This is a genomic window from Pseudoalteromonas sp. NCIMB 1079 (assembly GCF_040567695.1).
Lineage (GTDB): Bacteria > Pseudomonadota > Gammaproteobacteria > Enterobacterales > Alteromonadaceae > Pseudoalteromonas > Pseudoalteromonas distincta.
Genome location: NZ_JBEWZA010000001.1, coordinates 2118483 through 2142619, shown reverse-complemented (window position 1 = coordinate 2142619; position 24137 = coordinate 2118483). Strand labels below are relative to the sequence as shown.

Sequence of the window (24137 nt, the reverse complement as noted above, 5' to 3'; positions counted from 1 at the left end):
AATAGTTGTTAGTTTTAGGATGTTTAAATGCAATATGCAGCCGCATTAATAGAGTATTTGGTTACTGGAATAATATCCTTAATATGGATAGGTTTGTATTCTAGTCAATATATAGACATTTCAGCACAAAATATTAAAGATTATAAAGAAGTTATAGTTATTTGTATTTTTCCAATAGCTTATGTCTTTGGGATATATGTAGATGTAACTTCATCTTATTTATTAAAGCGGTTCAACAATTTTGCAAAGTTTATTGCAAAGCATATTTCTTGTCCGGCGTACCTTATACAGGTTCTTAATCTTATAGTAGGCACCTCCAAATCTGAACCTTATAAACGTAGTGCTGAAATTTTATCGTATTCTCCATCTGATACTATTAAAACAATGGAAGCTTATGTAAGTAGAGATCGTATTGCTAGAGGCATGGCTTTAAATTCATTTGCTATAGGCTGTATTTCTATTGTTACACTTGCTGGCAATACACGATGTATAGTTATTAGCCTCAGTGTAGCTATTTCAATAATTTCTATTTTAGCTTGGTTTAGATTACGCAGACTATCAAAAGCATTCAAGACACAAGCTTTAATACAATTATCTAATCGCGAAAATAAAAATAAAAATAAAAATAACAAACCAATCAAGTTGGACTAAAAACAGTTTGATCGGTTTCGCTTCGCTACACATTTAAGCCCCTCATCTGAGCGGTACAACATTGGAGTAAAAGTCGTTGAGTGAAATATTTGAAATTGCCTATGCAGCTGCAACAAATAGATTATGTTTCTTTACAGGTACTGGTTTTTCTAAAGCTGTAACAAACAATGGAGCTCCAAGCTGGCAAGGGCTGTTAGAGAATCTTTGCGACCTTTTGCCAGATACGGAAATGCTGAGAGGTTCTTTATTTCCCGATGGTAAATCAAGCCCGCTAAGTTTGGAGGAGATTGCACAGGTTATATCTATTAAGCTTACAGCTGAAAATAAAAGCATACACGAAGAAACAGCTAAATTAATCGAAGCTATTAAATTAGGCAAAGACAACGAACAAGTTGCTAAGTTTTTTTCTGAGAGGCAGTTCCGTGTTGTAACAACAAATTATGACAAGTTGGCTGAAGAGCTAACTGGGAAAAGTGAATGTCAGTCACTTGCTCCTGGGTTACCAATACCTAGATCATCTGCTAACGTAAAAGTTTACCATGTACATGGCTCAATCGATTCGCCCGATAACATGGTAATCACTTCAGAAGACTACTTTAAGTTCATTAATGGTGACTCATATTTTTCAAGAAAGCTGAGCACAGTTCTCCATGAAAATACAGTGATTATTCTTGGGTATTCACTGGGTGATACAAACCTGAAAGCAATAATAAGTGATTACAAAGGCTTTTCTAGAACGCACGTAATTGGTTCAAATATATTTTTAATATCAAGATCTGACGTTGATCAGCATGTAAAAGATTATTACTCGCATTGCTACGGGATAAGAGTGTTAGACAATCTCGATATCCCAGATTTCTTTAGTGAATTGAATGAAAAAACTCCTAAAGTTGAGAGTATTGCTCAAAGATCTATAGATAGCATAAGAAACGTTGTATATAAGGGCTACCATTTCAAAGAAGCTTATCTGAAGCTTGAAGACTCTTTCTATAGAATAGTTTCTGCTTTGTCAGCCGAAGGCTTGAGTTTAGATGATGAGCGTGTAGTGGCTGTAATAGGTGATGTAATTGACGCAAAGAGAGAGCTAACGACTGAAAAAAATGCTTGGGAGCAATATGAGCAGTTAGCGCGATGGCTAATTTATCTTGGCACAATATTAGATATTAAAGGCACTTCAATTGAGGATATTTATTTGAAAGCGGTGTTACGCTCTATGAATACTATGAGCAATAGGCTAATTACAGGTTACTCATGGCATGCTTACAAAGTATGGAAGCATAGGTGGTCTTCAATTATGGCTTCAAATCGCGGTCTTATTAGAAAGCACGTACAGGAAAAAACAACAGATGGAGATGCTTTATCAGTGGTAAATTCTATTTAGTTATAACAAGCGCTGCTGTCGGGCAAATTTTACGCTGCGATCTCAAATAGGGCGAATAAGGTCAAATCTGACATCATACGTCAAAACATAAATCGGTTAAAAGCTTTTGATACAAGCTATTTATGGCCTCTAAAAGCGAAGCGCCTCATAGCCTCTTTGTGAAAACTTATTAAGGTGGTTGGCACTTTAAATTCCATCACTTTAAACGTAAAACATCGGCGCATATATGTAATACACGCCGATGTTTATAACTTATTTAAATAAGTACATTACTTGTAAGGTATTTGGCCTTAGTCTGCTTTACGGTAAAGGCTTATTAAGCATATCGCTAAAAGTAACGTTGCAATCATGCCTGATGCACCAGCAACAGCTGATGGTAGAAATCCATCACGACCAAAGGTAATTAAAATACCATTGGCAAGCACTGCAACACCGCCTGCTAGGGCTGTAAGGCCGCCGATTGCTTTGCCACCTTTAGCTAAGTAAGACAGGCCAAAAACAAGTGCTGCTAACCCTAATAATACTTTGGCTGCGTAGTAAATCATGAATGACAAAGAAACCACGCCACCAATTAAAGGTTGTGCGCCTTCTACTGTGCCTGCAACTTTGCCAAATGTTGAAAACAACGTAAGTCCAATGCTCACTTGTACTATGTTAAGTACTGCACTAAACGCGATAGCCGACCAGCCTAGTTGTGCGTTTTTTGCTTGCACCATAGCTGTGCCTGCAAAGGCAACAAGTAAAGTAAATACCAGTGCTTCTAGTCCCCAAGCAACCTGTCTTGAAAAACTAATTTCAGCACTGTAAAGGGCTGAATAAATACCCTGTGATATCGCCAATACCAACAATAACGATGCTGTAATTAGGGTGGTGCGTTTATGTGTAAATTCCATTATGGACCTCTTTTGATTTTATATTTGACGCTTTCAACAGCTGTTGCGGATTTGAATGTATCAAACTGCTTAGTATTTGTATTAAATAGCGTTTATCGTTGTAGGTATAAGACAGGTAAAGCGAGTAAATTATTTCACTTAAACGTTTAAAAATAATAATTAATAACAAACAGGCTCAGGCTATGGCTTTTAATTAAACCTAACTTTGCAAAGCCGCTTTGGTTTAGCCATGCATGACTCTAAAAGCGCAGTGCCTCATGCCCTCTTAGTAAATCAACATTTAATTACCAAGAGGGCACACATTTTGAGTATGTGGTTAAACGGCTTATTACTTATGGCGTTAAGATAAAAACGTAAAATGAGACCAGTCACTTAACGCTGTAATAGTTTGTTCTGTGGGAGGGGCAACATAGATCAAACCTGCAATGGCAATAATTGAAGCTAGCGTAATTAGTTTATTATCGAAGTCAGCTATTTTTAAAGCGGTTCCGAAAGAGCGTTTAATGGTGACATTACTTAAATCCACACTGTAAATTTCATCCAGTAATAAATGAATTAATCCGCCGAGTAAAATAAACCCACCCGTTAACCAGGCAAAGACGGCTGCTTGTGTGGTTGATTGGTCATTCAGTTTCCATGTTACTTGAGTCGTTAATAGCGCGCATAACAGTATAAATAGTAAAGAGTGGCAACTACCTCTGTGTACTGTGATCCATTCAAAAATTGGTCTAATAATGTATTTCATAAATCCGTAAACCAATAACGGCACTACGATTAACTCGATAAAGCTAATTTCAATAATGAGCTCGGTAGTTATGTAATGCAGTACCAGTAATACAGCGCTCAGTGCAAATAAGTTAAAAATAGTATCGAGTGATGTTGAGTTATCTGAATCTATATCTGGTAATAAGCCGCCAATTGAGCCTAAAAACCATAACCAAAGTGCGCCTTTTAAATCGATATGGCCTGCAGATAATAAAGTGGCCGAGCCTAAACCTGTGATGATTACGGCAGTATTAAGATGAGTATTGAAGTTTGCCATTGTATCTCTTTATGGGAAAAAGTAGGGCATTCTATCAATTGAAAAGTTTATTGTTCAATATTCTTTTTAATTAGATTTTTTATTACTTTGATTAATTGCTAATAGTACAATTGTTATTCTGTATTTTGGTTAGTAGTGCAATCAAGTTGTAATTTTTTTGATAAAAATCAATAATACAGATAGTTTTTATTGTCTATTGGCCTTTTGTGTTTTTAATAAAAGCCTAGCTATCTACTTATATAAAACGGCTTAACTGGAATTCACATGAACCAAAATAGATATAAAGCATCGTTTCCTGCGCCTAATATTGGTAGTGACTATTTTGTTTCATCAACATGGAGCAGTTATGGTTTCTGGGCTTTATTAGCACTGACTCCGCTTGCTCATTACATGATGTACTATACCGAAGATGGTTTAGCGCATGGGGAAGATTTAAACACTTTAGTGTATGTAATACTTGGTGCTATTACCTTGTTTGTTTTAAATATTGCAGCCCAATCTATATGTTGGTTAGGCAGGCTTTTGGCAGTGGTTTGCTTTAGCATTAGTCTGTTTTTTATATTATTGCTTATTTGCCTCAGTGTATATTCACACTTTCCAATTGCTTATTTAGGTGCTATTTCTTATTTTGGGTTAGCGGCTTATTTTTATAATAAAGACTATTTGAAAGCCATAAAAACATTATAGCATTTACTATGTAGTTACTAATTCATGCCATCTAATTTTTTATATCGTCATAAAAGGCAACTTTCCCTCGGCCTGTTTCTTTTACGTGATAAAGAGTTTTATCACCGTTGTGCATTAATTGATGTAGTTCATTACCATCATATGGGGCTATTGCAATTCCTATGCTTGCACCTACTGCGCATGTTTTTGTGTTTGAAATACTAACCTGCTGTTGTAGCTCATTTAGTAAGGCGATTGCTTTTTGTTGTGTTTCCGTTTTATCGTAGGTTTTAATTTGCTGCGCAACAATAAATTCGTCACCGCCTAGGCGGATACACATGTCGTTTTTTTCGTGAAAAAGTGTTTTAAATCTGTGCGCTATTTCAATTAGCACTTTGTCGCCGGCTTCGTGGCCGTAGGTGTCGTTAATGGGTTTAAACTTATCTAAATCAATCATCATAAGCACTAAATGTTCATTGTGTTTAATACATTCACGTAGTGCTTTTTTAAGGCGTTTTTCACCGGCGCGTCGGTTTAATAAGCCAGTGAGTGGGTCGTGATCGGCTTCAAAGCGGGTTTGCTGTTCGCGTTCTGCGCGCTCGGTTACATCGTGTAAAATTACTTCTACTAGCTGCTCTTGTTTGGGGTTTCGTTTGGTATCTCTTTGGTCTGTTAACCTTACAAATAAACAATGAAACCATACCGTTTTATAGCCAACTTTACACTCTACATCTAAGGTGGTTTGTGGTGGGTTTTTAGCAGAGCGAATATCTGCCAGTAGGCTTTGTAATTCGTCTACATTGCTAAGTAACTCAGGAAAATGCAAGGTTGGTAATTCTTCTTCGCCGGGTACGGTAAAGTAATGCTTAAATGCAGGGTTAAAGGTGGTGATAATGTTTTTGTCATCGAGTAAACAAATACCTGCGCTGGCTTGTTCAAAAATAAGTCTAAATTTAGCTTCTAGCTCTTGAGTTTTTTTACGCAGTGTTTGCTCATTACTAATAGTTAAATGTAGCTCGTGCATTAAGGCATTTATACCTTGGGTTAAACGGCTTATTTCGTCCCGTTTGCCTTGCTTGAAGGTTAGCATTTTTAGGGTTTCTGGCTCGCTTGGATTTATTTTAGCAAAGCTGTCGGTTAGGTTTTGAATAGGCTGTGTAAGCCAGCGCTGAACTACCAGCGATACAAAAAATGCGATAACAATGGATTGAATCAGCATTAAGATAAATTCTTTTATAAGCGCTGACTGTGCTTGTTGTTCAATAAAGTTATCGTCTGGGTATATGGCGAGTACACCTATAAAAGTGTCTTCTATAAAAGGGTGAACTAATTTAATTAAAACAGCTTCATTTTTTTTGTTAGTAGATCCTTTTGCTATAAATAGATCCATCTCTCCTTTAGGGTTTACTTCTCCTTCTAGGCTTGCGCCTTGCACTAAGTCGTTACTGAGTAGGCCGTTAATAATTTCTTGGCTTAATTCACGGTCGTTTAGGTAGGCTGCTATGGCGGCTGTTTTTTCCATTGTTTGCGCTAACTGTTGAACGAGTAAGTAATTTGTATTTTTTTTCTCTTTAAAGCCTGAGTAATAAGAGAGCATAGACGAGACTAAAGACACAACAATAGCAACTAACGCAATTGATATAGCGACGCGTATGTAGAGTTTTTGGCTAATAATTTTAATCAAATGTGTATACCACTTTTACTTCATCTGTAACTTGCGATAGCGGAATGTAGCCAATTGCAAATTGTGATGCTGCTATTTTGTTTATTGCGTCTTCTACCGATGTTGAAGGCGTGGGTGGCTTTGCACGCCCTGAAAATAAAAGCCTTGCCCAATAAGCATTAATTTTTTGCTCGTCTTTATTAACCAGTTTTAAGTAAAAGTCGTTTTTTAATGTTGATTGCGCGGGCAAATCAAGCGGTTTTGAGGTCTCACCATCAGGGAAAGTTAAATACCTGCCCATGTAAATATCAATAATTTCTCGTTTTGATAATGCGTTAATCGCATTGCTTTTATTAACCACGACTACAAACTCTGTAGATTTAGCATAAAAGCTCATAAAAAGCAGGCACAAGGGCAGCAATGCAGTTATAAAAAAGTTACGAGGGCTCATCATTAAAACACCATACTAGCATTTAGACTAAGTATATGTACTTTGTGGCCCTCATCAACATCTGAAGGGTTGCTAAGACTCCATAAGCCAGCGCCTTGAGGTTTTATATCAAAGCGGTCTAACTGGGCTTTTAATGCTATGCGCTCAGACAGTTGCCATTTTACGCCTACGTTAATTGAGTGTTGGTGAACATTGGTAACTTTAACAGCAGACTGACTGGCAACTGCGAGTTGTTGTATAGGCACTGAAAATTGCTCGGGAGTGCTTGGCGGAAAAGCAGGATCGTTTACTTTTATTACGTCATGTCGGTGTTTAGCCGCTGTAAAACCTGTATAAAATATTGCGTTATCTACACGGTAACCTGCACTAATGTAGCCACTAAGAACTGACGGAGCAACTATCCAATCGGATTCTGAAATACCCACCTCAGATTGGATTAGCCAATTGTTGTGATCGTAAGTTAGCCCAAACGCGGCGTATTCTATACTGTTACCTTTGGTGTTAAATTTGTTTGATATTTTTTGCGCTTGCGGCCATATACTTTGTGATATTGAGTTGAGTGCGGCTAAATACTCATCTAAAGAGGTTAACTTATAATCCCCAAAGTCTGACTTTGATAATGAAAAACGCATAGTCCATGCATCTAAAGAGTAGGTTGCGCTAAAAGTTGTTAAGTTATCAAAATCAATAAAAAAGTCGTCATTATAGGCTTGTAGCTTGGCTGTTGTACTACCATAAGCAAGTTTTAAACGTAAAAAACCGTCGTTAATTGCTTTGCTGTATTCCACATCTACACCATCGAAATTTCCTGCAATGTTTGCAAACGAGTAGTGCGAATGAGGCGGGCGCACCCATAAGTAGGCATATCCTACGTAAGGGTATTCCGATAGTAAGTAAAGGTCGCTATTTAACCTGCCTGCACGAATAGCCCAATGACGGGTAGGGCGATAACGCACAAAGGCGAGCTCTAAAAAATTATCAAAGCTTTTAAAGGCATGATCTTGAATAACTACTTGAAACACAGAGTCCCAATTTTTGGCCAATGATATATTAGCCTGCCCACCTAAAATTGAATCTCGCGTTGCTGAAAAACCAGATTCGTTGACATTTGAATAACTCGATGCAAAGCCAATATCTGAATCGTCCGTGTAGCTGAGTGTTAAGGATGCAAAACCGCTAAATTGCACGTCTACTTCATCTGCATAGCTTTTATTAGCAGCGGAAATTACCAATATAGCTATGGCAATTGTACCTCGGAACAACATGTTAGCGCTTATTTTTATGATATAGATAGTAAAAAGATAGCACAGTTTATTAAATTACCAACTTAAGCATTACAGTGGCTTATCAATTAAATACAAAAAAAACATGACATCCCCCTAAATTTGTACTTTGTTAAGCGAAGTACTGGGACATAAGAAAAGCAAGGCGGAAAATTTGTGTTATCTATTGTTATAAGTGACGACAATATAGATTATGAATAGGGCGGTTTTTTGATATTACTAAATTTAAAACGTGTTGGTTACTGGATGAGCTTTATTTTTATAAGGCTGCTTAAATTAGGCAGCCATTTGTATTTAAAACGTTAAAAGCGATTACTTAAAATGGTGCATAGCCATCATTTGGTTTGTTTGGGTTGCTCCAGCGCTGTTTAGCACCAACAGGAATGCGTGGTGCACCTTGTGCTGGTAATCGACCGCGCTCCCCATACAACCACAATACAAAGTTAGTTCGCTCGCCACTGGTAATAGGCTTGGCTGCGTGTGCAATATTGCCTCGATGTAACATGGCAGTACCAGGCTTAAAGGTAAGTGATTTAATGTCACCTGTGTACGGGTGATAAAAGCCCACTTGTGACCCTGTAAACTCTTCGCCTGGTAAGTTTAAGTTAATGTTAAGCGTTACAGCTGATGCGTCGGTATGTGGGCGAATTGACGAATCTGTATTTGGCTCATAATAAATTGAAAAGCCAAATGTTTGTGTATCAAACCCCATAACTTCCGGGAACAGCATACGTGAAATAGGGCGCATATAAGTGTTTAGTATTTCGTTATAAAATGCTTGAAAGCTCGGCGCGGCTAAATAACCTTCTGATCGGCTATCAAGCATGGCACCACGGCGATTTAACACTATGCCGTATGGCGGGCGCATAGGGATTTGCGAATTCCATACTTGTTCTAAATATCCGCGTAATACTGCTAGGCGTTCAGGATCAAAAAATTGAAATTGAAACACATCAGGCGCTACTTCGTGTAATAACGCTTTTACGGTCAGCTCTTTTGATGGATCTTCCCATGCTTGCTTTACTGCTTCACGCAGGTTTTTATCAAGTAGTGTGTCGTCTAGCGTAAACGTTGAGCTATCTATTGATGTGGCTTCCCATTCGCTCCACGCGTTTGTAATTAGGTCGGTGTTGCTATTCCAAAAGTGTTGTACTGATTGTTCACGGTAAAGCATGGCTTGTCGTGTTGGTAACTCTAGAGCACGCGCTAGTTGTAATTGGTTGGCAAACATTTTGTGTAACTCCAGTTATTGAATTTGGTTTATATCAATTTAGGAGTGCAATTTATTGTATTTGATTTAGTAGATAAACAGCCTGCTTTAGGAAACAGAATATACTATTTATTGATAATTAATCCTAAAACTGAGTATCTTAAGTCAAGCAGTGCTGTCCACTTAAAGCGAAGTGACATGTATCCTATTTGCTATTCAAGCATTTAGCTTAATAACAAAGGCTTTATGAAATAGACGGTGTATAAATAAACCTTTATTATAAACTCCTTATTTTGCCTATGTTATAGCTAGGATTTAATAGCAATATAAAATGGAGATTAATTGTGGAAGATAAATTAAAAGAAAAAAGTGTGACACAGAAATTTTTTGGTGAATACTCTTGGATGTATCAAGTTTCAGCGTTTGTTGCTTTTATTATGGTTATTTACATTAGCTTTAATGGAGAAGGAAATGTTTGGACACAGCTTGTGAGAGGTGATTTTAATTCTGCTTTGCTTGTTAGCATTGTTGGTTACTTATCTGAATTTAGATATCGATTTATTAAAGAATCTCGCAATAACTAAAATATTAAAAAGCTGATAATTAAATCAGCCTTTTAATATTTTACAGTGGATTACCTGATTAAACGCGATTAATGGGTTGCTCTGTCGCCCCAAATTTCTTCTAGGCGGCTGTCGCGACCACAACGCCAACGATAGGTGTTGTATCGGATTGGATTGTTTTTGTAATAATCTTGATGAAAGCTTTCCCTCCCTATTATAGGGTAAAAGGTGCTTGCGTTTAGTATAGGTGTAACCACAGTTTGATTAGGGAACTCGGCAACTACTGCTGCTTTTGTTTTTTCAGCTAATTTACGTTGTTCGTCGTTTTGTACAAATATAGCGCTTAAGTAACTAGGGCCTTTATCGCAAAATTGGCCTTTGGCATCAAAGGGATCAATATTAACCCAGTAATGATCAAGTATGCCCTGATAGCTTACTATGGCCGGATCGTAAGTAATTTCTACAGCCTCGTAATGGCCTTTATGATTACCATTGTATGTCGGGTTTTTAAGTTTACCGCCAGTAAAGCCCGATATTACATCGGTTACGCCTTCTAGCTTTTCAAAGTCACTTTCCATACACCAAAAACAACCTCCAGCTAGAACGGCTTTTTCGGTTTTAGCTGCATGGGAAAATGTACTAAACAAAATAACGGCAGATGTTAATGCAAGCGTAAGTGATTTTTTCATAAAATTATCCATCTGTACTGTGAGTTTATAAATACTTATAAAGTTAGACCCGCTAAGTGCTAATACAATTTCATTGTAGAGGGCTGGCCAACTTATCTATGGTGAAAAATATTGTACTTTGACAAGTTTTATAGGGATAAGGCTAGTAACAAGATCACTATTTAAGTTAGTAGCATGGTTTAATTGGGTTAGCCAAGTATGCGTTATTTAATGGGGTGTTGAATTATGCTTACGTGTTCATTAAAGTGACAACATTCGTGATATAAATTAGCAGGTGATAAATGAACCAGTTAACAGAAACATCAATAAGCTGCCCTTATTGTGGAGAAAGTATAGAAGTATTACTTGATGCAGCAGATATTGATGAGCAATACATAGAAGACTGCCAAGTATGCTGTAAGCCTATTTCGTTTGTGGTATTTGAAAATGATGACGAGCTAAACGTTAATGTTTACAGCGAAGACGATGCATTTTAACTCGTTAATTAGATAGTAGGCTGCAAAATTGCAGCCTTTTTACTGTGTATGTGTTTGGTTAGCTATTTTGCTCACGCGCTAATTGGTTAGGTAGAAGTTCTTCTACTATTTCGCGTGCTGGAAGCGTATAGCGTGTGCCGTCAAACATTACTGAGGTAAACTCGTTAATATTAGTAATGCCTGTTAAGGTCCAGCCTTCGCCGCGCTTTGGGCAATATACTGTGGTAGTGGGTTGTATTACTTTAAAATCGTCACTCATTACGTTCTCTTACTCTTTTTGCTTTAAAGATAATGCTTGTTAATAGGGTATGGTAAGTTAATAATGCGTGCCCATAAAGAGCTAATTTAACTAACCACTTAAATAAAATGTTTAACACCACAAAGCTTGAGCGCGTTACGCTGCGTTTAGTTACCCACAAACACGCAGCGTGTTTATTTAATATTTTAAATCACCCGCACGTGTCAGAATTTAACGACTACGAAACACCACTTAGCAAAACGCAAATCAAACAATTAATACAAGATGATATTAGTGCCTACTACGAAGGCGAAGTAATTCGAGTTGCAATTGAACATAATATATCTGGGAAGTTAATGGGTACTTGTGGGCTTTATAATTTAACCCCGTGTAAAAGTAGTGCGTTTATAGGATTTGAGCTGCATCCTGACTTTTGGGATAAGGGCGTAATGTTTGAAGTGGTGACTGGTTTTATTGAAACTCTAGTTAAGCATATTCCGCTTAAACATTTGTCTGCTGAGGTGAGTGCACATAATGCACGTTCCCATAATTTACTTATGAAACTGGGCTTTAGTTTAAGAGAAAATTCTATTTGGCATAAATCACTTTAACTCAAGACGGCAATTATAAGTGCTTACCTTTTTTCAATCCTCAATCCTTAAAGCTCAGTAAATAAAATACAAAAAAAAGCGGCTTTCTATTATAGTTAAGCGTAAGTAAATGAATTTGTTACCCGTGTTTTATTAAACATTTACGCTTAACAAGGATTTTATATGCTAGAAAAACTCTCTCAAGATGCGCTTGTAATTTGGGCGACCATTGACCCAATAGGCACTATGGCGCTGTTTGCCGCGCTTACTTCTCATTTAACTGATCAACAACGTCGTAAAACTGCATTTAAAACGGTACTTTATGCCGGGGGCGTATTATTGGGTTCTATTTTAATAGGGCAACTAATACTTAATGCGATGGGAATTAGGTTGGTGTCGTTTCAGTTAGGGGGCGGAATTATATTGTTTTTGTTTGGCCTGCAAATGATTTTTGGAAACGATTCTAACAAAGCCAAACAAGACCCCGATCACGATATAGCCGTGTTTCCGCTTGCTATACCTGCAACGGCGACTCCTGGCGCTATTTTGGCGGTAATACTACTTACCGATAACCACATACACCCAATTACTACTCAAATAGGCACAGCGCTTGTTACAATTGGTGTGTTGGGTATTACTTTAATACTGTTGCTGCTTTCGGGTAAAATTATTAAGCTAATTGGTACTGGCGGCGCGTCTATTTTAACGCGTGTGATGGGCATGATTTTAGCCGCGTTTTCGGTTGAGCTTATTATGACCGCGCTTGAAATAAAACAATGGGTTAAGCTCGATTAAATAACTCCTAAACATTGAAAGGAATGCCGTATGGCAATAAAAATAACAAAACACTATATTATTAATTTAAGTTTAGCCGTAGTCATTTTTGCTATTGGTATTTTAGCTATACGTTATTATAACCATTATGTATCGGCCTATACAGATGTAACAATTAACTCAAGCGTGCTTAATGAGTCGCGCAAAGTGTTTATAAGATTGCCCGCTAATTACAATCCTAAAAAAGCGTATCCGTTAATTATTAAAACCGATGGTAACTTTAATTTAGATACATGGGATAAAGCACTTACAAAACAAGCTAAGAGCGAAAAAGGGGATAAGGCTATATTGGTGTCTATTCCTAATTTGTTTTTTACAGATACACGTAATCGCGATTTAGTGCCCCCTTATGCTCGCCAAGATGTAAATACACAAGCGCGTCCAGAGCATGAAACACTTATTGAACCAAATGGTGAAGCCGACAAGTTTTTAGCGTTTATTGAAACTGAGTTACTCCCTTATTTATCAGCAAAATATAAGCTTAGTAATAACCGTGTATTAAGTGGTTTTTCGGCAGGTGGTAGCTTTGTGCTTTATACACTGCATATAAAGCCTGAATTGTTTAATGGCTATTTTGCTTTTAGCCCAGCGGCTTGGTATGACGATATGACCGTAGTTAATAATTTAGAAGCGTTTTTAAGTGCTCAAGATAACAAAGTTAAATCATCTACTTATTTATATCTTTCGGTGGGTGGGGCAGAGCATCCGTTAATGTTAAAAGCGTTTAGTAATTTAGAGGCCGCTTTAACAGCCAACCCTAACAATAACCTTGTGTGGCAAAGTGATATAAACAAAGGTGCTGAGCATTCAGATAATCCATCAATTAGTGTGGCTAAGGCATTAGCTGGTTATAGTACGTTTATTAAAAAGTAAGATAGATTGGTTTAAGTGGTAACTGTGTATACATACAGTTGTCGTTGTTTTATCTATTTATGATAACGAATCAACTTTATAACACTTTACTTAGTTCAATATTATTAACGACTTACAAAAAAAGGTAGGTTTAAATTATTTTTTCACAGCAATCATATGCACTGTTTTTATATACAGCACATGACTATTGAATTAGAATACCGTCAGTACCCATGAGCATATACACATCTATTTGTTACTGGTTTTAATCAGCCTTTAGCCTTTGTGATCAGCAATAAGCAGTGTAAGTACTTTGCTATTTCAATATAGTTTCAGCATCTTTTTATACTCTTAATGCAGTTAATATAAATTGGCTGGTGGCTTTATAGCAAAAGAACACATCATACTAAATGTTACTATAAGGCTAAACTTAGCAATAGAGTCAAATTAGAAAAAAGTAATCAAAGAGGTAATCAAAATAATAAAGCCTGCGGTAACTACATCCACTAAAAATATAAATGCCGAGTGTGGACTATGAGTGATTAATTAAAGTTTTCCTCGCTCATTTTAATGAGCAGCAAAATGGTAAACGTAAAAAATAGGGGCATCGTGAATGGTGCTATTACAAATTAAAAAAGCAGATACCAATGCGGCTGTTAATGCCTTTTTTGAAATAGCCTTAAATGCAAAATTGAGTATTGAAAAAAGTATGGCGGAATAAAAAAAAGCCCAGTTAAAAAAGTTAAAAGGGCTAAAAGGGTTGTGCTTAGGGAAGTTGTAGTCGTTTTATAAACTTATATTTAAAACTTATATCTAAAACCAAATGCTATGCCGTCATCTTCCGACTGCTCCATTTGTGCTTGTTGCTCTTTGTTATCGCTTTCAAAGTCGCTAAAGTCTTTACGCGCTTCTACGTAGGCAATAGTGTCTTCGTCAATTAAGTAGTGAAGGCCAATAACAGCAAACTGACGTTTAAATATATCGTCTGGGTCGGCGTTAAAGTTTGGCTGAATTACGTAATCATCACCGGCATCAAACACGTTGTAGGCAATAAAAGGGCGAAAATCGTTATCAAAGCGGTAAGATGCAAATGTTTCTACACCGATTGCGTCTTTAATTAAGCGACCAATGTTATCTGTGTCGTGGTTTTTGTTTTTATTTACGTTGGCTGCAACGTATAGGCCGGGCTCATCAATGTTGCCCCACATAATACCTGCACCATAAATTAAATCTTCAACATTACGAGTAGAACCATCGCCAAACGTTAAATCAAACTCACCACGGTTAACACCTGCTGTAAGTGTTAGCATGTCAGTTGGGGTATAAGTTACAGACGCACCAAATGTGTAATTAAATTCAACTTCTTGGGCTGCACTATCGCCAGAGTTCCAAAGTGCTTCACATTCTTCTTCTGAAATGTCGGTTACGTCACAGGTATAAAATTCGCTGTTTTTAAGCTGCGCTTGTACTGCAAAACTAAAATCGTTATAGCTATTGCGGTACTGCACTAATTTATCTCCACGACCAGTGCCATTAACAGCGCCATCGTCTTTGTTATAGGTGTAAACACCAGCCGCATTACCATCCCATACAAAGCTATTATTTGTGCCGTAAACTACGTCGTACCATGCACCCCATTGTTTACCAATGGTAAGTTGGCCATATTTTTCGTGCGAAAGCCCTGCGTAACCTAAACGGTTATACAAAAACTCATCCTGGATAGACTCAAAACGGTTGTTATAAATAATATCGCTGCTGCCAACAGGGTTTACACCCCATTCTACGAGTGCGAGTGCAGTCCAGTCTTTCTTAAGCTTTCGGGTAAATCCAAAGTTAATGCGCGAGGTACCGTTAACAACTTCGGTTTCGTTTTGTGTATTAATTACACGCACATCAAGATATCCACCAACTTCAACAGTATTTTTGTCATCTTTGTATAATTCTACTGCCGAAACAGCGGGTGCGAATACAATACTTGCGCTAATAAGCGTCGCTAATTTTTTGCTCATCTTGTGTGTTGCCCTGTGTAAATTGGTCAATTTTTTACGTAGGTAAAAATTCAGATTCGAAGACTAACAAAGCAATAAACGGCTCAAAAGTGAAAAATACTCAATAAAATTAATCGTTAAACTTAACGGATATTCACTAAAGGTTAATTTTGTTTTTCAGGTGTTGCAAAAGTTTATGTTTCTAATGATTTGATAGGTAAATAGGATGAGGAATTAGCGATGTGTAAAAATTGTAATTTGAATTAATTTCATCTTGGTTAAAAAGTAGTAACTAGTGTAAAAGCTCTAAAAGTACTTTATTTTCATAAATATAACTTTTTATTATTATAGAGTGAACAAAAATGAGTTAAGTAGACAAACAAACACGTTAAAAGTGTTTTTACTCTAATTTGTATCGTAATTTCTAATCTCTTATGCCTGTTTATAAAACATACTTTATGGATTTTAATTAGAATAAGTTGAATAAAAATTAACGAAACCATTAAATCTAATCCGTTATTTTTACTACTAACTACATAGCCATAATAAATGGCTAAAACGCAGTGGTTTGCCTTTAAACTTTCATAGAAAAACAGGCCATTTTGGTTTAAACTGCGCGCAATTTAAATACATCATTACTCCTTTGGAGGGTAGCGCTATTATTAGTACAGCTAATGTCACCATGCAATTTGGTGCTAAACCATTATTTGAAAATATCTCAGCAAAATTTGGCGATGGTAACCGTTACGGTTTAATCGGTGCAAATGGTTGTGGTAAATCAACATTTATGAAAATTTTAAGTGGTGAGCTTGAAGCGTCTTCAGGTAATGTAAGTACTGATCCTAACGAACGCGTTGCTAAACTTAATCAAGATCAGTTTGCCTACGAAGAATACTCAGTAATCGATACCGTGATTATGGGCCACAAAGAGCTGTGGGAAATCAAACAAGAACGAGACCGTATCTACTCTTTACCCGAAATGAGTGAAGAAGACGGTATGAAAGTAGCCGATCTTGAAACTGAATTTGCTGAAATGGATGGTTACTCTGCGGAATCTAAAGCAGGTGAGCTTTTATTAGGTGTAGGTATTGGCACTGACCAACACTTTGGCCCAATGTCAGAAATTGCACCGGGTTTTAAGCTGCGCGTACTACTTGCACAGGTGTTGTTTTCAGACCCAGACATTATGCTACTTGATGAGCCTACTAATAACTTGGATATTTACACCATCAAGTGGTTAGAAGACGTGTTAAATCAGCGCGACTGTACCATGATAATCATCTCGCATGACCGTCACTTTTTAAACTCTGTGTGTACACACATGGCCGACATTGACTACGGCGAGCTTCGTATTTACCCAGGTAATTATGACGAATACATGTTTGCAGCAACGCAAGCACGTGAGCAATTACTTAACGAAAACGCGAAAAAGAAAAACCAAATTGCTGAACTTCAACAGTTTGTATCTCGTTTCTCTGCTAACGCATCTAAAGCTAAGCAAGCAACATCGCGTGCTAAACGTATCGACAAAATCCAATTAGACGAAGTTAAAGCATCTTCACGCCAAACGCCGTTCATCCGTTTTGATCAAGAAAAGCAGTTATTCAGAAACGCACTTGAAATGACAAACCTAACACAAGGTTTTGACGACAATACGTTGTTTTCTGGACTTGAAGGTTTAGTAGAAGTTGGCGAACGTATTGCTATTATTGGTGAAAATGGTGTTGGTAAAACAACATTACTTAATACATTAGCAGGGCGCTTAGCCCCTAAAGCTGGTGAGTTTAAGTTCTCAGAAAATGCTAATATTGGTTACTACGCGCAAGATCACGCTGATGAGTTTGCAACCGACATGAACTTGTTTCAGTGGATGGAGCAATGGCAACAAGAAGGCGACGACGAGCAAGTGGTTCGTAGCTTCTTAGGCCGTATGTTATTCTCTCAAAACGATATTAAAAAATCAGTTAAAGTAATTTCAGGTGGTGAGCAAGGCCGCATGTTGTTTGGTAAAATTATGATGCATAAGCCAAACATATTGTTAATGGATGAGCCAACTAACCACATGGATATGGAATCAATTGAAGCGCTTAACTTAGCCCTTGAAGCTTACGAAGGTACATTGATGTTTGTTTCCCACGACCGTCAGTTTGTATCATCTGTTGCAACCCGTATTTGGGAAATTAAAGACGGTAAAGTTATCGACTTTAGAGGCAACTACGCAGAATACCTAGCGAGTAAAGAAGCTTAATTAGCTATTTACCCGTTAACTCTAAAAAGCCATGTTTAAACATGGCTTTTTTTGTTTTTGTGAGTCGCAATTAAACTTGGTTTGGGTATAATACCCGCCTAAAACCGGACATAAGTCCGCTATTTTTAAAATACATTACTGAGGAGTATTTATGACTGTTGGCATTATTATGGGTTCTAAATCAGATTGGCCAACCATGGAACATGCAGCACTTATGCTAGAGCATTTTGGCATTAAGTACGAAACCAAAGTCGTGTCTGCACACCGCACTCCTCAATTACTTGCTGATTACGCAAGTTCAGCCGCAGAACGCGGTATTAAAGTTATTATTGCTGGCGCTGGCGGCGCTGCTCATTTACCAGGTATGGCTGCTGCTTTTACATCGCTTCCTGTACTGGGCGTGCCTGTAAAATCAAAAGCACTAAATGGTGTTGATTCACTTTTATCTATTTGCCAAATGCCTAAAGGCGTTGCGGTAGGTACGCTTGCAATTGGTGAGCCGGGCGCAGCAAACGCAGGTTTACTAGCCGCACAAATTTTAGGATGTCAAAATCCAGAAATTTTTGCAAAAATTGAAGCGTTTCGTAAAGCTCAAACCGACACTATTTTAGCTAATCCAAACCCTGCAGAGTAATAATGAATATTTTAATATTAGGTGCAGGACAACTTGCACGTATGATGAGCCTTGCAGGCGCGCCGCTTAATTTAAACGTTGTTGCGTACGATGTAGGCAGCAAGCAAATTAAGCATCCGCTAACTGGTGATGTTTATAGCACGTCGCTTGAGCAAGCAATATTAAACGCTGATGCCATTACTGCAGAGTTTGAGCACATTCCTGATGACGTACTAACACTTTGCTGTAACAGCAATAAGTTCTACCCTGGAAAAGCCGCTATTAAAACTGGTGGTGATCGCTCGCTTGAAAAAGCATTGCTTGATAAAACAAACGTAACCTGTGCGCCGTACCAATTAATTACTGAAAAAGCGCATTTAGAACTTGCCGTTAAAACTCTAGGTAAACCACTTGTAATTAAAACATGCCAAGCGGGTTACGACGGAAAAGGCCAATGGCGTTTAAAATCGGATGATCAAATAGACGAAACTTGGTCACAAATGGCTGATTTTATTGCATCAGGCACTGAGCTTGCGCCACATACGATTATTGCTGAAAAAATGATCCCGTTTGATCGTGAAGTTTCTATTATTGGTGCGCGCGACAAACACGGTAATGTTGCTATTTATCCGCTAACAGAAAACGAGCACACAAATGGTGTATTAACGCTTTCTGTTGCCGGTAAAAATAATCACAGCGTTGAAGCGCAAGCAAACGATGCCTTTACAAAAATAGCAAACGAGCTTAACTACGTTGGCGTGTTAGCTATTGAGTTTTTTGATGTACAAGGCACGTTACTCGTTAACGAAATTGCACCGCGCGTACATAACTCAGGCCACTGGACACAACAAGGCTGTCATTGTTCGCAGTTCGAAAACCACATGCGTGCTGTTGCAGGTTTACCGCTTGGCAATACAGAGCTTAAACACATTACCGCGATGATAAACGTACTAGGGCAACCTAATATTCCAGCTGACGTACTCAAATATGCAGATGTGACTAGCCACTGGTACGGTAAAACGGCAAAACCAGGTCGTAAAATGGGCCATATAAACGTATCGGCTGCTAATATGAGCGAACTAGCAGACAAACTTGGCGAACTTACAGAGTTTTTACCAGAGCAAGATTATCCTGGTATTTTAAAAGCGGCGGCTAATTTAGTACTAAGCCAATAATTTTTAGTTATAGAATTAATTTTTAAATACCGGCTTAAGCCGGTATTTTTTTGTCATAAAAATGGGCTTTGAATATGTAATACTGTTAAAGTCTAATTTTAAATTTGTGAAGTAAAACAATGAAACTAAAAACAATATCTGGCGTGCTAGCCATTACTGCATTATTTAGCTTAAATACATTTGCATCGGAATCTCTTCGTGTTGCAACTTTTAATGTAAGTATGGATGCAACTAATCACACGCCTAAAGGTGAGCAAGTTAAAAGTGATGCTTTAGTTAATGCACTTAAAGCTAACCACCAGCAAATTAAGAACATAGCGGAAATTATTCAGCGTGTTCGCCCTGATATTATTTTACTTAACGAATTTGATTACATCCCAAAAGAGCAAGGCATTGAATACTTTAATCAGCATTATTTAAATGTAGGTCAGCAAAAACAAGCCGCTATTAACTACCCTTACTCTTATATTGCACCAGTAAATACAGGCCTAGCTACCGAGTTTGATTTAGATAACGATGGCAAAAAAAATGGCGTGATGGGCGATGCACAAGGTTTTGGATTTTTTAAAGGGCATTACGGTATGGCTATTTTGTCAAAATACCCAATTAATTTTGATAAAGTAAGAACCCTTCAAACCTTTAAATATAAAGACATGCCAAATGCACAAATGCCTGTGATGCCTCAAACAGGTGAAAACTGGTATAACGCACAAGAATGGCAAGCACTTAGACTCAGTTCTAAATCGTTTTGGGATTTACCTATTAGCGTAAATGATAAAACAATTCATGTTATTGCATCTCACCCAACACCGCCTGTATTTGACGGTGAAGAGGATAGAAACGGCAAGCGTAACCACGATGAAGTAAGGTTAATAGCCGATTACGTTTCAAATGCTAAGTATATTTATGACGATAAAGGCGAAAAGGGCGGTTTAAAAGCTCACTCTCGTTTTGTTATTTTAGGTGATTTAAATGCAGCCCCTGAAGGGGATAAAGCCCGTACAAATACCACCGACCAATTACTTAAAAACCCACTTATCAACGCAAGCTTTGTTCCAAAAAGCGAAGGTGCTAAAGAGCAGTATGATGTGCCTTATGCACAAAATTACAGTGCTAATTGGCAAGCCCGTGTTGATTACGTTTTACCGTCAAACTATGGTTTAAAAATTAAGGACGGTGGGGTGTTTTGGCCTACTAAAACGAGTAGTGAATATCGTTTAATTAAAGATAGAAACGCATCGAGCGATCACCGCATGGTTTGGCTTGATTTGGTAATTGAATAACGCCTGTTAACAAGAGAAGCGCTAGTAAACAGAGCTTTACCCTGTTTAATGGCTATTTATCTTAAAAAATTGCAATAACTTAAGTGCTTCTGCTTAAATACGGCTTAATTATAATAACCGTATAGAAGCACTATGATTTTTAATTTTTCTTCATCTAAAACGTTAGTGGCCTTAGCTGTTGCCTCAAGTGTTATGCTTGCAGGTTGTAGCGCTACCGCTAACACCTCTTCAACACAGCAAAGTGCTTTACCAGCAAGTAAGGTTGCTGCGGTTGTGAACACGCCAGCAGATATCGGCTCACAAAAAATAACGCTAGAACAAGCAATGGCCGATCCTGATTGGATGGGTAATCAGCCAGAGAACGCTTACTGGGCTAGCGATTCGGCTACTATTATTTATGCTCAAAAAGAGCAAGGTAATACACTACGCAATTTATTTAGCCAATCTGTTACTAGCCAAACAGCAGAGCAGGTAGCTCTTAATAAACTTCATACTGTCGGTTCTAATAAAGCCGTTTATTCTAAAAATAAAACAATGGCGGCTTACACGTTTAAAGGCAATGTGTTTGTTAAAAACCTAAAAACCGGTGAACTTAAGCAAATTACAGCTACATCAGCAAACGAGTCTAAACCACAATTTTTAAATAATGGCGATTTAGTTTACCGCCAAGGCAATGTGTTTTTTAAAGTTGATTTAAAAACAGGCTTAACGAGCGAGCTTGCTAACTTAAAACTTGCTGATGAGCCAAAAGGGATTGAAGAGCCAAGCACGTATATTGCTAAAGAGCAGCATAAATTGATTAAGTTTGTGGCGCTTCAACAAAAAAATAAAAAAGATCAGCAAGCACGTAATGAGCAAATTAATGAACAAAACGATTCAATTGCTAATACGGCTTACTACTTAGGTGACGGTAATAAAGTTGCAGAGGCTCAGCTTTCGCCAAATGGTGATGCGTTATTAGTCGTTGTACAAAAGCAAACAGATTGGCGTGGTGATGGCGATATTATGCCTAACTACATTACAAATGATGCAACCATTGAGCCTAAAAAAGCACGCCGCCGTGTAGCTGACGCTAAAGAAGAAACCTCAAAGCTTGTGTACATCAATTTAACTAACAAAGAACAAACTTCACTTAGCTTTAATACCTTACCGGGCTTTGACGAAGATGTTTTAGCCGCAGTTAAAAAAGAAAATTATGCACGTGATGGTAAAACATATAAGTCTAAAAAGGCGCCTCGTGGCATTAACCTTATTATGGACTGGGGTTTTGAGCAAAGCCCAATAGTATGGAACGATGATGGCTCGCAAGTGGCTATCATGCTCGAAGCATGGGACAACAAAGACCGCTGGCTTGCTACTGTTGATTTTGAAAACAACAAACTTGTGTCGCAACATCGCCTGCATGACGACGCATGGATTGCTTATGCGTTTAACGACTTTGGGTGGTTACATAACTCGAACACGCTTTATTACCTATCGGAAGAGTCGGGTTACAGTCAGCTTTATAAAAAACCAGTTAATGGAAGTGCAACTGCGCTTACACAAGGCCAATTTGAGGTTTCTAACTTAACGCTTACCAGTGACAACAGCGCAATTTATTATAAAGCGAATGTTGAACACCCAGGTCTGTACGAAATTTACCGTGTTAACCCGCAAACTGGTAAGAGTGAGCAAGTTACTGACTTAAACGGCATGACCGATTACACGTTAAGCCCAGATGAAACCAAGTTACTCCTTAAGCACTCTACAATTACGATGCCTAATGAGCTTTATGTAGCTGACGCACAAGCCAATGCAAAAGCAACGCGCTTAACTCATACAGTGTCGGATGAGTTTTTAGCTAAAAAGCTAACTGCACCTAAAATTGTTGCTGTCCCATCGAGCTATACCGAACAACCAATATACGCAAAAGTGTACTACCCAGCTGACTACGTAGAAGGTGAAGTAGGTAAAAATCGCAAAGCGGTTATTTTTAACCACGGCGCGGGTTACTTACAAAACTCACATATGGGATTTTCGGTTTATTTTCGTGAATTTATGTTTCATTCATTGCTCGCTGATGAAGGTTACATAGTAATGGATATGGATTACCGCGCATCTAAAGGTTACGGGCGTGATTGGCGCACCGCGATTTATCGTCAAATGGGCACACCTGAAACACAAGATTTAGCCGATGGCGTTAAATGGATGGCGCAAAATGCCAACGTTGATACCAAAGCAGTCGGCACTTATGGCGGCTCATACGGCGGCTTTATGACCTTTATGGCATTGTTTACCGCGCCTGAGTTATTTCAATCGGGTGCGGCACTACGACCTGTTACCGACTGGGCACATTACAACACGGGGTACACTGCTAATATATTAAACCATCCTGATGTTGACCCGATTGCATATGAGCGCAGCTCGCCAATTTATTACGCTGAGGGTTTAAACAAACGTTTATTAATTAACGCACCCATGGTTGACGATAACGTGTTTTTTCAAGACTCAGTGCGTTTAGTACAGCGCTTAATAGAGCTTGAAAAACAAAACTTTGAAACAGCTATATTCCCTGTTGAACCGCATGGCTTTGTACAGCCTTCAAGCTGGTTAGACGAATACCGCCGTATTTATAAGTTATTTAAAGAAACGCTTTAATCTTTAATTATAAAAACAAAAACGCCGCATTGGTTTAGTTAACTAATGCGGCGTTTTTATTGGGTTGAACAAAATCTAACTTTATTTTTTCTTTTTAAAGAGCTCTATAACCAGTGGTATGGCAAGCAGAGTCCCGCCAATTACACCAATTAAATGTGCATCAATAGCCACAGTGGAGTTAATAAGCTTTCCTATATCAGCATTAGGGCCGCTAAATTGCTCAAACGCTATTTTAATCCATACGCCTATAAATAATAAATAACCTGACTTTAGCCCTACGGTTATATCTTTAACTGCGCCCCAAATAATTACACCATGCAGTAGAGCACTTAATCCGGTGTAAATATGTATGTTTGGGCAAAACCAGTAAACACCGAGTCCACACCACAGTGCTAGCGCACTTGTATTAAAAGCGTAGCGAGTAGGGGGTGTGTATTCGCCATGTAGTAACCATATTAGTAAAACACCACTGGCATTTAATCCCAAATGAGCCCAATTAGCATGAACAAATTGGCTAGAAAAAATTCGCCACAGTTCGCCATCATCAATTAGGCTTCGGTTAAATTCAAGTAAACTATTTAAATCAAATGCAGCAAAAATGGTACTAAAAAGCAGCAAAATAATAGGCGGTAATATATAACGAGGTTGAATAGGTAAATTAAGCATTTTATTATATTTTTTTAGTCAAAATTTTTGCATATTGTGCCCGTT

Annotated in this window: 23 protein-coding genes; 13 read left to right on the top strand and 10 right to left on the bottom strand. The window is 37.9% G+C overall.

All coding sequences use genetic code 11. The annotated features are described in order from the left end of the window. Window positions 1-27: 27 nt before the first annotated feature. Window positions 28-651, top strand: coding sequence for a hypothetical protein (locus ABX891_RS09920; RefSeq protein WP_002962654.1), 624 nt, complete (start codon window positions 28-30; stop codon window positions 649-651). Between the two features lie 76 nt (window positions 652-727). Next, window positions 728-2032 carry an SIR2 family protein gene (locus ABX891_RS09915; RefSeq protein ID WP_002962653.1) on the top strand — a complete coding sequence of 435 codons (1305 nt, stop codon included), beginning with the start codon at window positions 728-730 and terminating at the stop codon, window positions 2030-2032. 290 nt (window positions 2033-2322) lie between these two features. Here ABX891_RS09915 and ABX891_RS09910 read toward each other — a convergent pair whose 3' ends face one another. Then, window positions 2323-2925 (bottom strand): hypothetical protein, encoded by a 603-nt coding sequence (locus ABX891_RS09910; RefSeq protein ID WP_002962652.1) that lies wholly within the window; start codon window positions 2923-2925, stop codon window positions 2323-2325. Between the two features lie 340 nt (window positions 2926-3265). Beyond that, the gene (locus ABX891_RS09905; RefSeq protein WP_002962650.1) at window positions 3266-3967 is read right to left on the bottom strand and encodes a metal-dependent hydrolase; all 702 of its coding nucleotides are present in this window, start codon (window positions 3965-3967) and stop codon (window positions 3266-3268) included. Between the two features lie 264 nt (window positions 3968-4231). Between ABX891_RS09905 and ABX891_RS09900 the strand changes: the two genes are divergently transcribed. Beyond that, entirely contained in the window at window positions 4232-4654 is a 423-nt protein-coding gene (locus ABX891_RS09900; RefSeq protein ID WP_272450502.1) for a hypothetical protein, read from the top strand. A 31-nt stretch (window positions 4655-4685) separates the two neighbouring features. Here the strand turns inward: ABX891_RS09900 and ABX891_RS09895 are convergent, their stop codons facing one another. The 4 genes from ABX891_RS09895 to ABX891_RS09880 form a co-directional block, all read right to left on the bottom strand. Next, a complete protein-coding gene (locus ABX891_RS09895; RefSeq protein ID WP_354629393.1) occupies window positions 4686-6317 on the bottom strand; it encodes a diguanylate cyclase domain-containing protein in 1632 nt (543 codons plus the stop codon). After that, window positions 6310-6750, bottom strand: a complete 441-nt coding sequence (locus ABX891_RS09890; protein WP_002962640.1) for a type 2 periplasmic-binding domain-containing protein — start codon at window positions 6748-6750, stop codon at window positions 6310-6312. Before ABX891_RS09890 ends, ABX891_RS09895 begins: the two co-directional genes overlap by 8 nt. Then, entirely contained in the window at window positions 6750-8012 is a 1263-nt protein-coding gene (locus tag ABX891_RS09885; protein ID WP_354629392.1) for a hypothetical protein, read from the bottom strand. The genes ABX891_RS09890 and ABX891_RS09885 overlap by 1 nt, the downstream gene beginning before the upstream one ends. 334 nt (window positions 8013-8346) lie before the next feature. Continuing rightward, window positions 8347-9261, bottom strand: a complete 915-nt coding sequence (locus tag ABX891_RS09880; protein ID WP_002962634.1) for a 2OG-Fe(II) oxygenase family protein — start codon at window positions 9259-9261, stop codon at window positions 8347-8349. A gap of 323 nt (window positions 9262-9584) precedes the next feature. Between ABX891_RS09880 and ABX891_RS09875 the strand changes: the two genes are divergently transcribed. Further along, window positions 9585-9824 carry a hypothetical protein gene (locus ABX891_RS09875; RefSeq protein WP_002962631.1) on the top strand — a complete coding sequence of 80 codons (240 nt, stop codon included), beginning with the start codon at window positions 9585-9587 and terminating at the stop codon, window positions 9822-9824. A 68-nt stretch (window positions 9825-9892) separates the two neighbouring features. On the opposite strand, the gene msrA is transcribed toward ABX891_RS09875, so the two are convergent. After that, complete coding sequence (gene msrA / locus ABX891_RS09870; RefSeq protein WP_002962629.1) at window positions 9893-10492, bottom strand: peptide-methionine (S)-S-oxide reductase MsrA; 600 nt, start codon at window positions 10490-10492, stop codon at window positions 9893-9895. Window positions 10493-10773: 281 nt separating this feature from the next. Between msrA and ABX891_RS09865 the strand changes: the two genes are divergently transcribed. Next, window positions 10774-10968 carry a CPXCG motif-containing cysteine-rich protein gene (locus tag ABX891_RS09865; RefSeq protein ID WP_002962627.1) on the top strand — a complete coding sequence of 65 codons (195 nt, stop codon included), beginning with the start codon at window positions 10774-10776 and terminating at the stop codon, window positions 10966-10968. 58 nt (window positions 10969-11026) lie between these two features. Here the strand turns inward: ABX891_RS09865 and ABX891_RS09860 are convergent, their stop codons facing one another. Then, on the bottom strand, window positions 11027-11227 hold the full coding sequence (locus ABX891_RS09860) for a hypothetical protein (RefSeq protein ID WP_002962626.1): 201 nt from the start codon (window positions 11225-11227) through the stop codon (window positions 11027-11029). Window positions 11228-11334: 107 nt separating this feature from the next. On the opposite strand from ABX891_RS09860, the gene ABX891_RS09855 reads away from it, so the two are divergent. The 3 genes from ABX891_RS09855 to ABX891_RS09845 all read left to right on the top strand — a co-directional run bounded on the left by ABX891_RS09855 (window position 11335) and on the right by ABX891_RS09845 (window position 13503). Then, complete coding sequence (locus ABX891_RS09855) at window positions 11335-11817, top strand: GNAT family N-acetyltransferase (RefSeq protein WP_002962624.1); 483 nt, start codon at window positions 11335-11337, stop codon at window positions 11815-11817. Between the two features lie 162 nt (window positions 11818-11979). Next, window positions 11980-12591 (top strand): MarC family protein, encoded by a 612-nt coding sequence (locus ABX891_RS09850; protein ID WP_039487889.1) that lies wholly within the window; start codon window positions 11980-11982, stop codon window positions 12589-12591. Between the two features lie 30 nt (window positions 12592-12621). Further along, window positions 12622-13503, top strand: a complete 882-nt coding sequence (locus ABX891_RS09845) for an alpha/beta hydrolase (RefSeq protein WP_002962622.1) — start codon at window positions 12622-12624, stop codon at window positions 13501-13503. 779 nt (window positions 13504-14282) lie between these two features. Here ABX891_RS09845 and ABX891_RS09840 read toward each other — a convergent pair. After that, window positions 14283-15491, bottom strand: a complete 1209-nt coding sequence (locus ABX891_RS09840) for a porin (protein ID WP_002962621.1) — start codon at window positions 15489-15491, stop codon at window positions 14283-14285. A 637-nt stretch (window positions 15492-16128) separates the two neighbouring features. Here ABX891_RS09840 and ABX891_RS09835 point away from each other — a divergent pair. The 5 genes from ABX891_RS09835 (at window position 16129) to ABX891_RS09815 (ending at window position 23426) form a co-directional block, all read left to right on the top strand. Next, entirely contained in the window at window positions 16129-17718 is a 1590-nt protein-coding gene (locus tag ABX891_RS09835; RefSeq protein WP_076914937.1) for an ABC-F family ATPase, read from the top strand. 151 nt (window positions 17719-17869) lie between these two features. Continuing rightward, on the top strand, window positions 17870-18352 hold the full coding sequence (gene purE / locus ABX891_RS09830; RefSeq protein WP_002962540.1) for a 5-(carboxyamino)imidazole ribonucleotide mutase: 483 nt from the start codon (window positions 17870-17872) through the stop codon (window positions 18350-18352). 2 nt (window positions 18353-18354) lie between these two features. Then, window positions 18355-19506: a 5-(carboxyamino)imidazole ribonucleotide synthase gene (locus tag ABX891_RS09825; RefSeq protein WP_354629391.1), complete on the top strand. Its 1152-nt coding sequence runs from the start codon at window positions 18355-18357 to the stop codon at window positions 19504-19506. A 119-nt stretch (window positions 19507-19625) separates the two neighbouring features. Beyond that, the gene (locus tag ABX891_RS09820) at window positions 19626-20789 is read left to right on the top strand and encodes an endonuclease/exonuclease/phosphatase family protein (protein WP_354629390.1); all 1164 of its coding nucleotides are present in this window, start codon (window positions 19626-19628) and stop codon (window positions 20787-20789) included. Window positions 20790-20921: 132 nt separating this feature from the next. Next, a complete protein-coding gene (locus tag ABX891_RS09815; protein WP_354629389.1) occupies window positions 20922-23426 on the top strand; it encodes a S9 family peptidase in 2505 nt (834 codons plus the stop codon). A gap of 81 nt (window positions 23427-23507) precedes the next feature. Here ABX891_RS09815 and rrtA read toward each other — a convergent pair whose 3' ends face one another. Beyond that, a complete protein-coding gene (gene rrtA / locus ABX891_RS09810) occupies window positions 23508-24092 on the bottom strand; it encodes a rhombosortase (protein ID WP_309168881.1) in 585 nt (194 codons plus the stop codon). Window positions 24093-24137 lie beyond the last annotated feature (45 nt).

Coding starts and splice junctions, on each gene's coding strand:
- ABX891_RS09920 (WP_002962654.1), top strand. CDS start 28: ATGCAATATGCAGCCGCATTAATAGAGTATTTGGTTACTGGAATAATA.
- ABX891_RS09910 (WP_002962652.1), bottom strand. CDS start 2,925: ATGGAATTTACACATAAACGCACCACCCTAATTACAGCATCGTTATTG.
- ABX891_RS09905 (WP_002962650.1), bottom strand. CDS start 3,967: ATGGCAAACTTCAATACTCATCTTAATACTGCCGTAATCATCACAGGT.
- ABX891_RS09900 (WP_272450502.1), top strand. CDS start 4,232: ATGAACCAAAATAGATATAAAGCATCGTTTCCTGCGCCTAATATTGGT.
- ABX891_RS09890 (WP_002962640.1), bottom strand. CDS start 6,750: ATGATGAGCCCTCGTAACTTTTTTATAACTGCATTGCTGCCCTTGTGC.
- ABX891_RS09885 (WP_354629392.1), bottom strand. CDS start 8,012: ATGTTGTTCCGAGGTACAATTGCCATAGCTATATTGGTAATTTCCGCT.
- ABX891_RS09880 (WP_002962634.1), bottom strand. CDS start 9,261: ATGTTTGCCAACCAATTACAACTAGCGCGTGCTCTAGAGTTACCAACA.
- msrA (WP_002962629.1), bottom strand. CDS start 10,492: ATGAAAAAATCACTTACGCTTGCATTAACATCTGCCGTTATTTTGTTT.
- ABX891_RS09865 (WP_002962627.1), top strand. CDS start 10,774: ATGAACCAGTTAACAGAAACATCAATAAGCTGCCCTTATTGTGGAGAA.
- ABX891_RS09860 (WP_002962626.1), bottom strand. CDS start 11,227: ATGAGTGACGATTTTAAAGTAATACAACCCACTACCACAGTATATTGC.
- ABX891_RS09855 (WP_002962624.1), top strand. CDS start 11,335: ATGTTTAACACCACAAAGCTTGAGCGCGTTACGCTGCGTTTAGTTACC.
- ABX891_RS09850 (WP_039487889.1), top strand. CDS start 11,980: ATGCTAGAAAAACTCTCTCAAGATGCGCTTGTAATTTGGGCGACCATT.
- ABX891_RS09845 (WP_002962622.1), top strand. CDS start 12,622: ATGGCAATAAAAATAACAAAACACTATATTATTAATTTAAGTTTAGCC.
- ABX891_RS09840 (WP_002962621.1), bottom strand. CDS start 15,491: ATGAGCAAAAAATTAGCGACGCTTATTAGCGCAAGTATTGTATTCGCA.
- purE (WP_002962540.1), top strand. CDS start 17,870: ATGACTGTTGGCATTATTATGGGTTCTAAATCAGATTGGCCAACCATG.
- ABX891_RS09825 (WP_354629391.1), top strand. CDS start 18,355: ATGAATATTTTAATATTAGGTGCAGGACAACTTGCACGTATGATGAGC.
- ABX891_RS09820 (WP_354629390.1), top strand. CDS start 19,626: ATGAAACTAAAAACAATATCTGGCGTGCTAGCCATTACTGCATTATTT.
- ABX891_RS09815 (WP_354629389.1), top strand. CDS start 20,922: ATGATTTTTAATTTTTCTTCATCTAAAACGTTAGTGGCCTTAGCTGTT.
- rrtA (WP_309168881.1), bottom strand. CDS start 24,092: ATGCTTAATTTACCTATTCAACCTCGTTATATATTACCGCCTATTATT.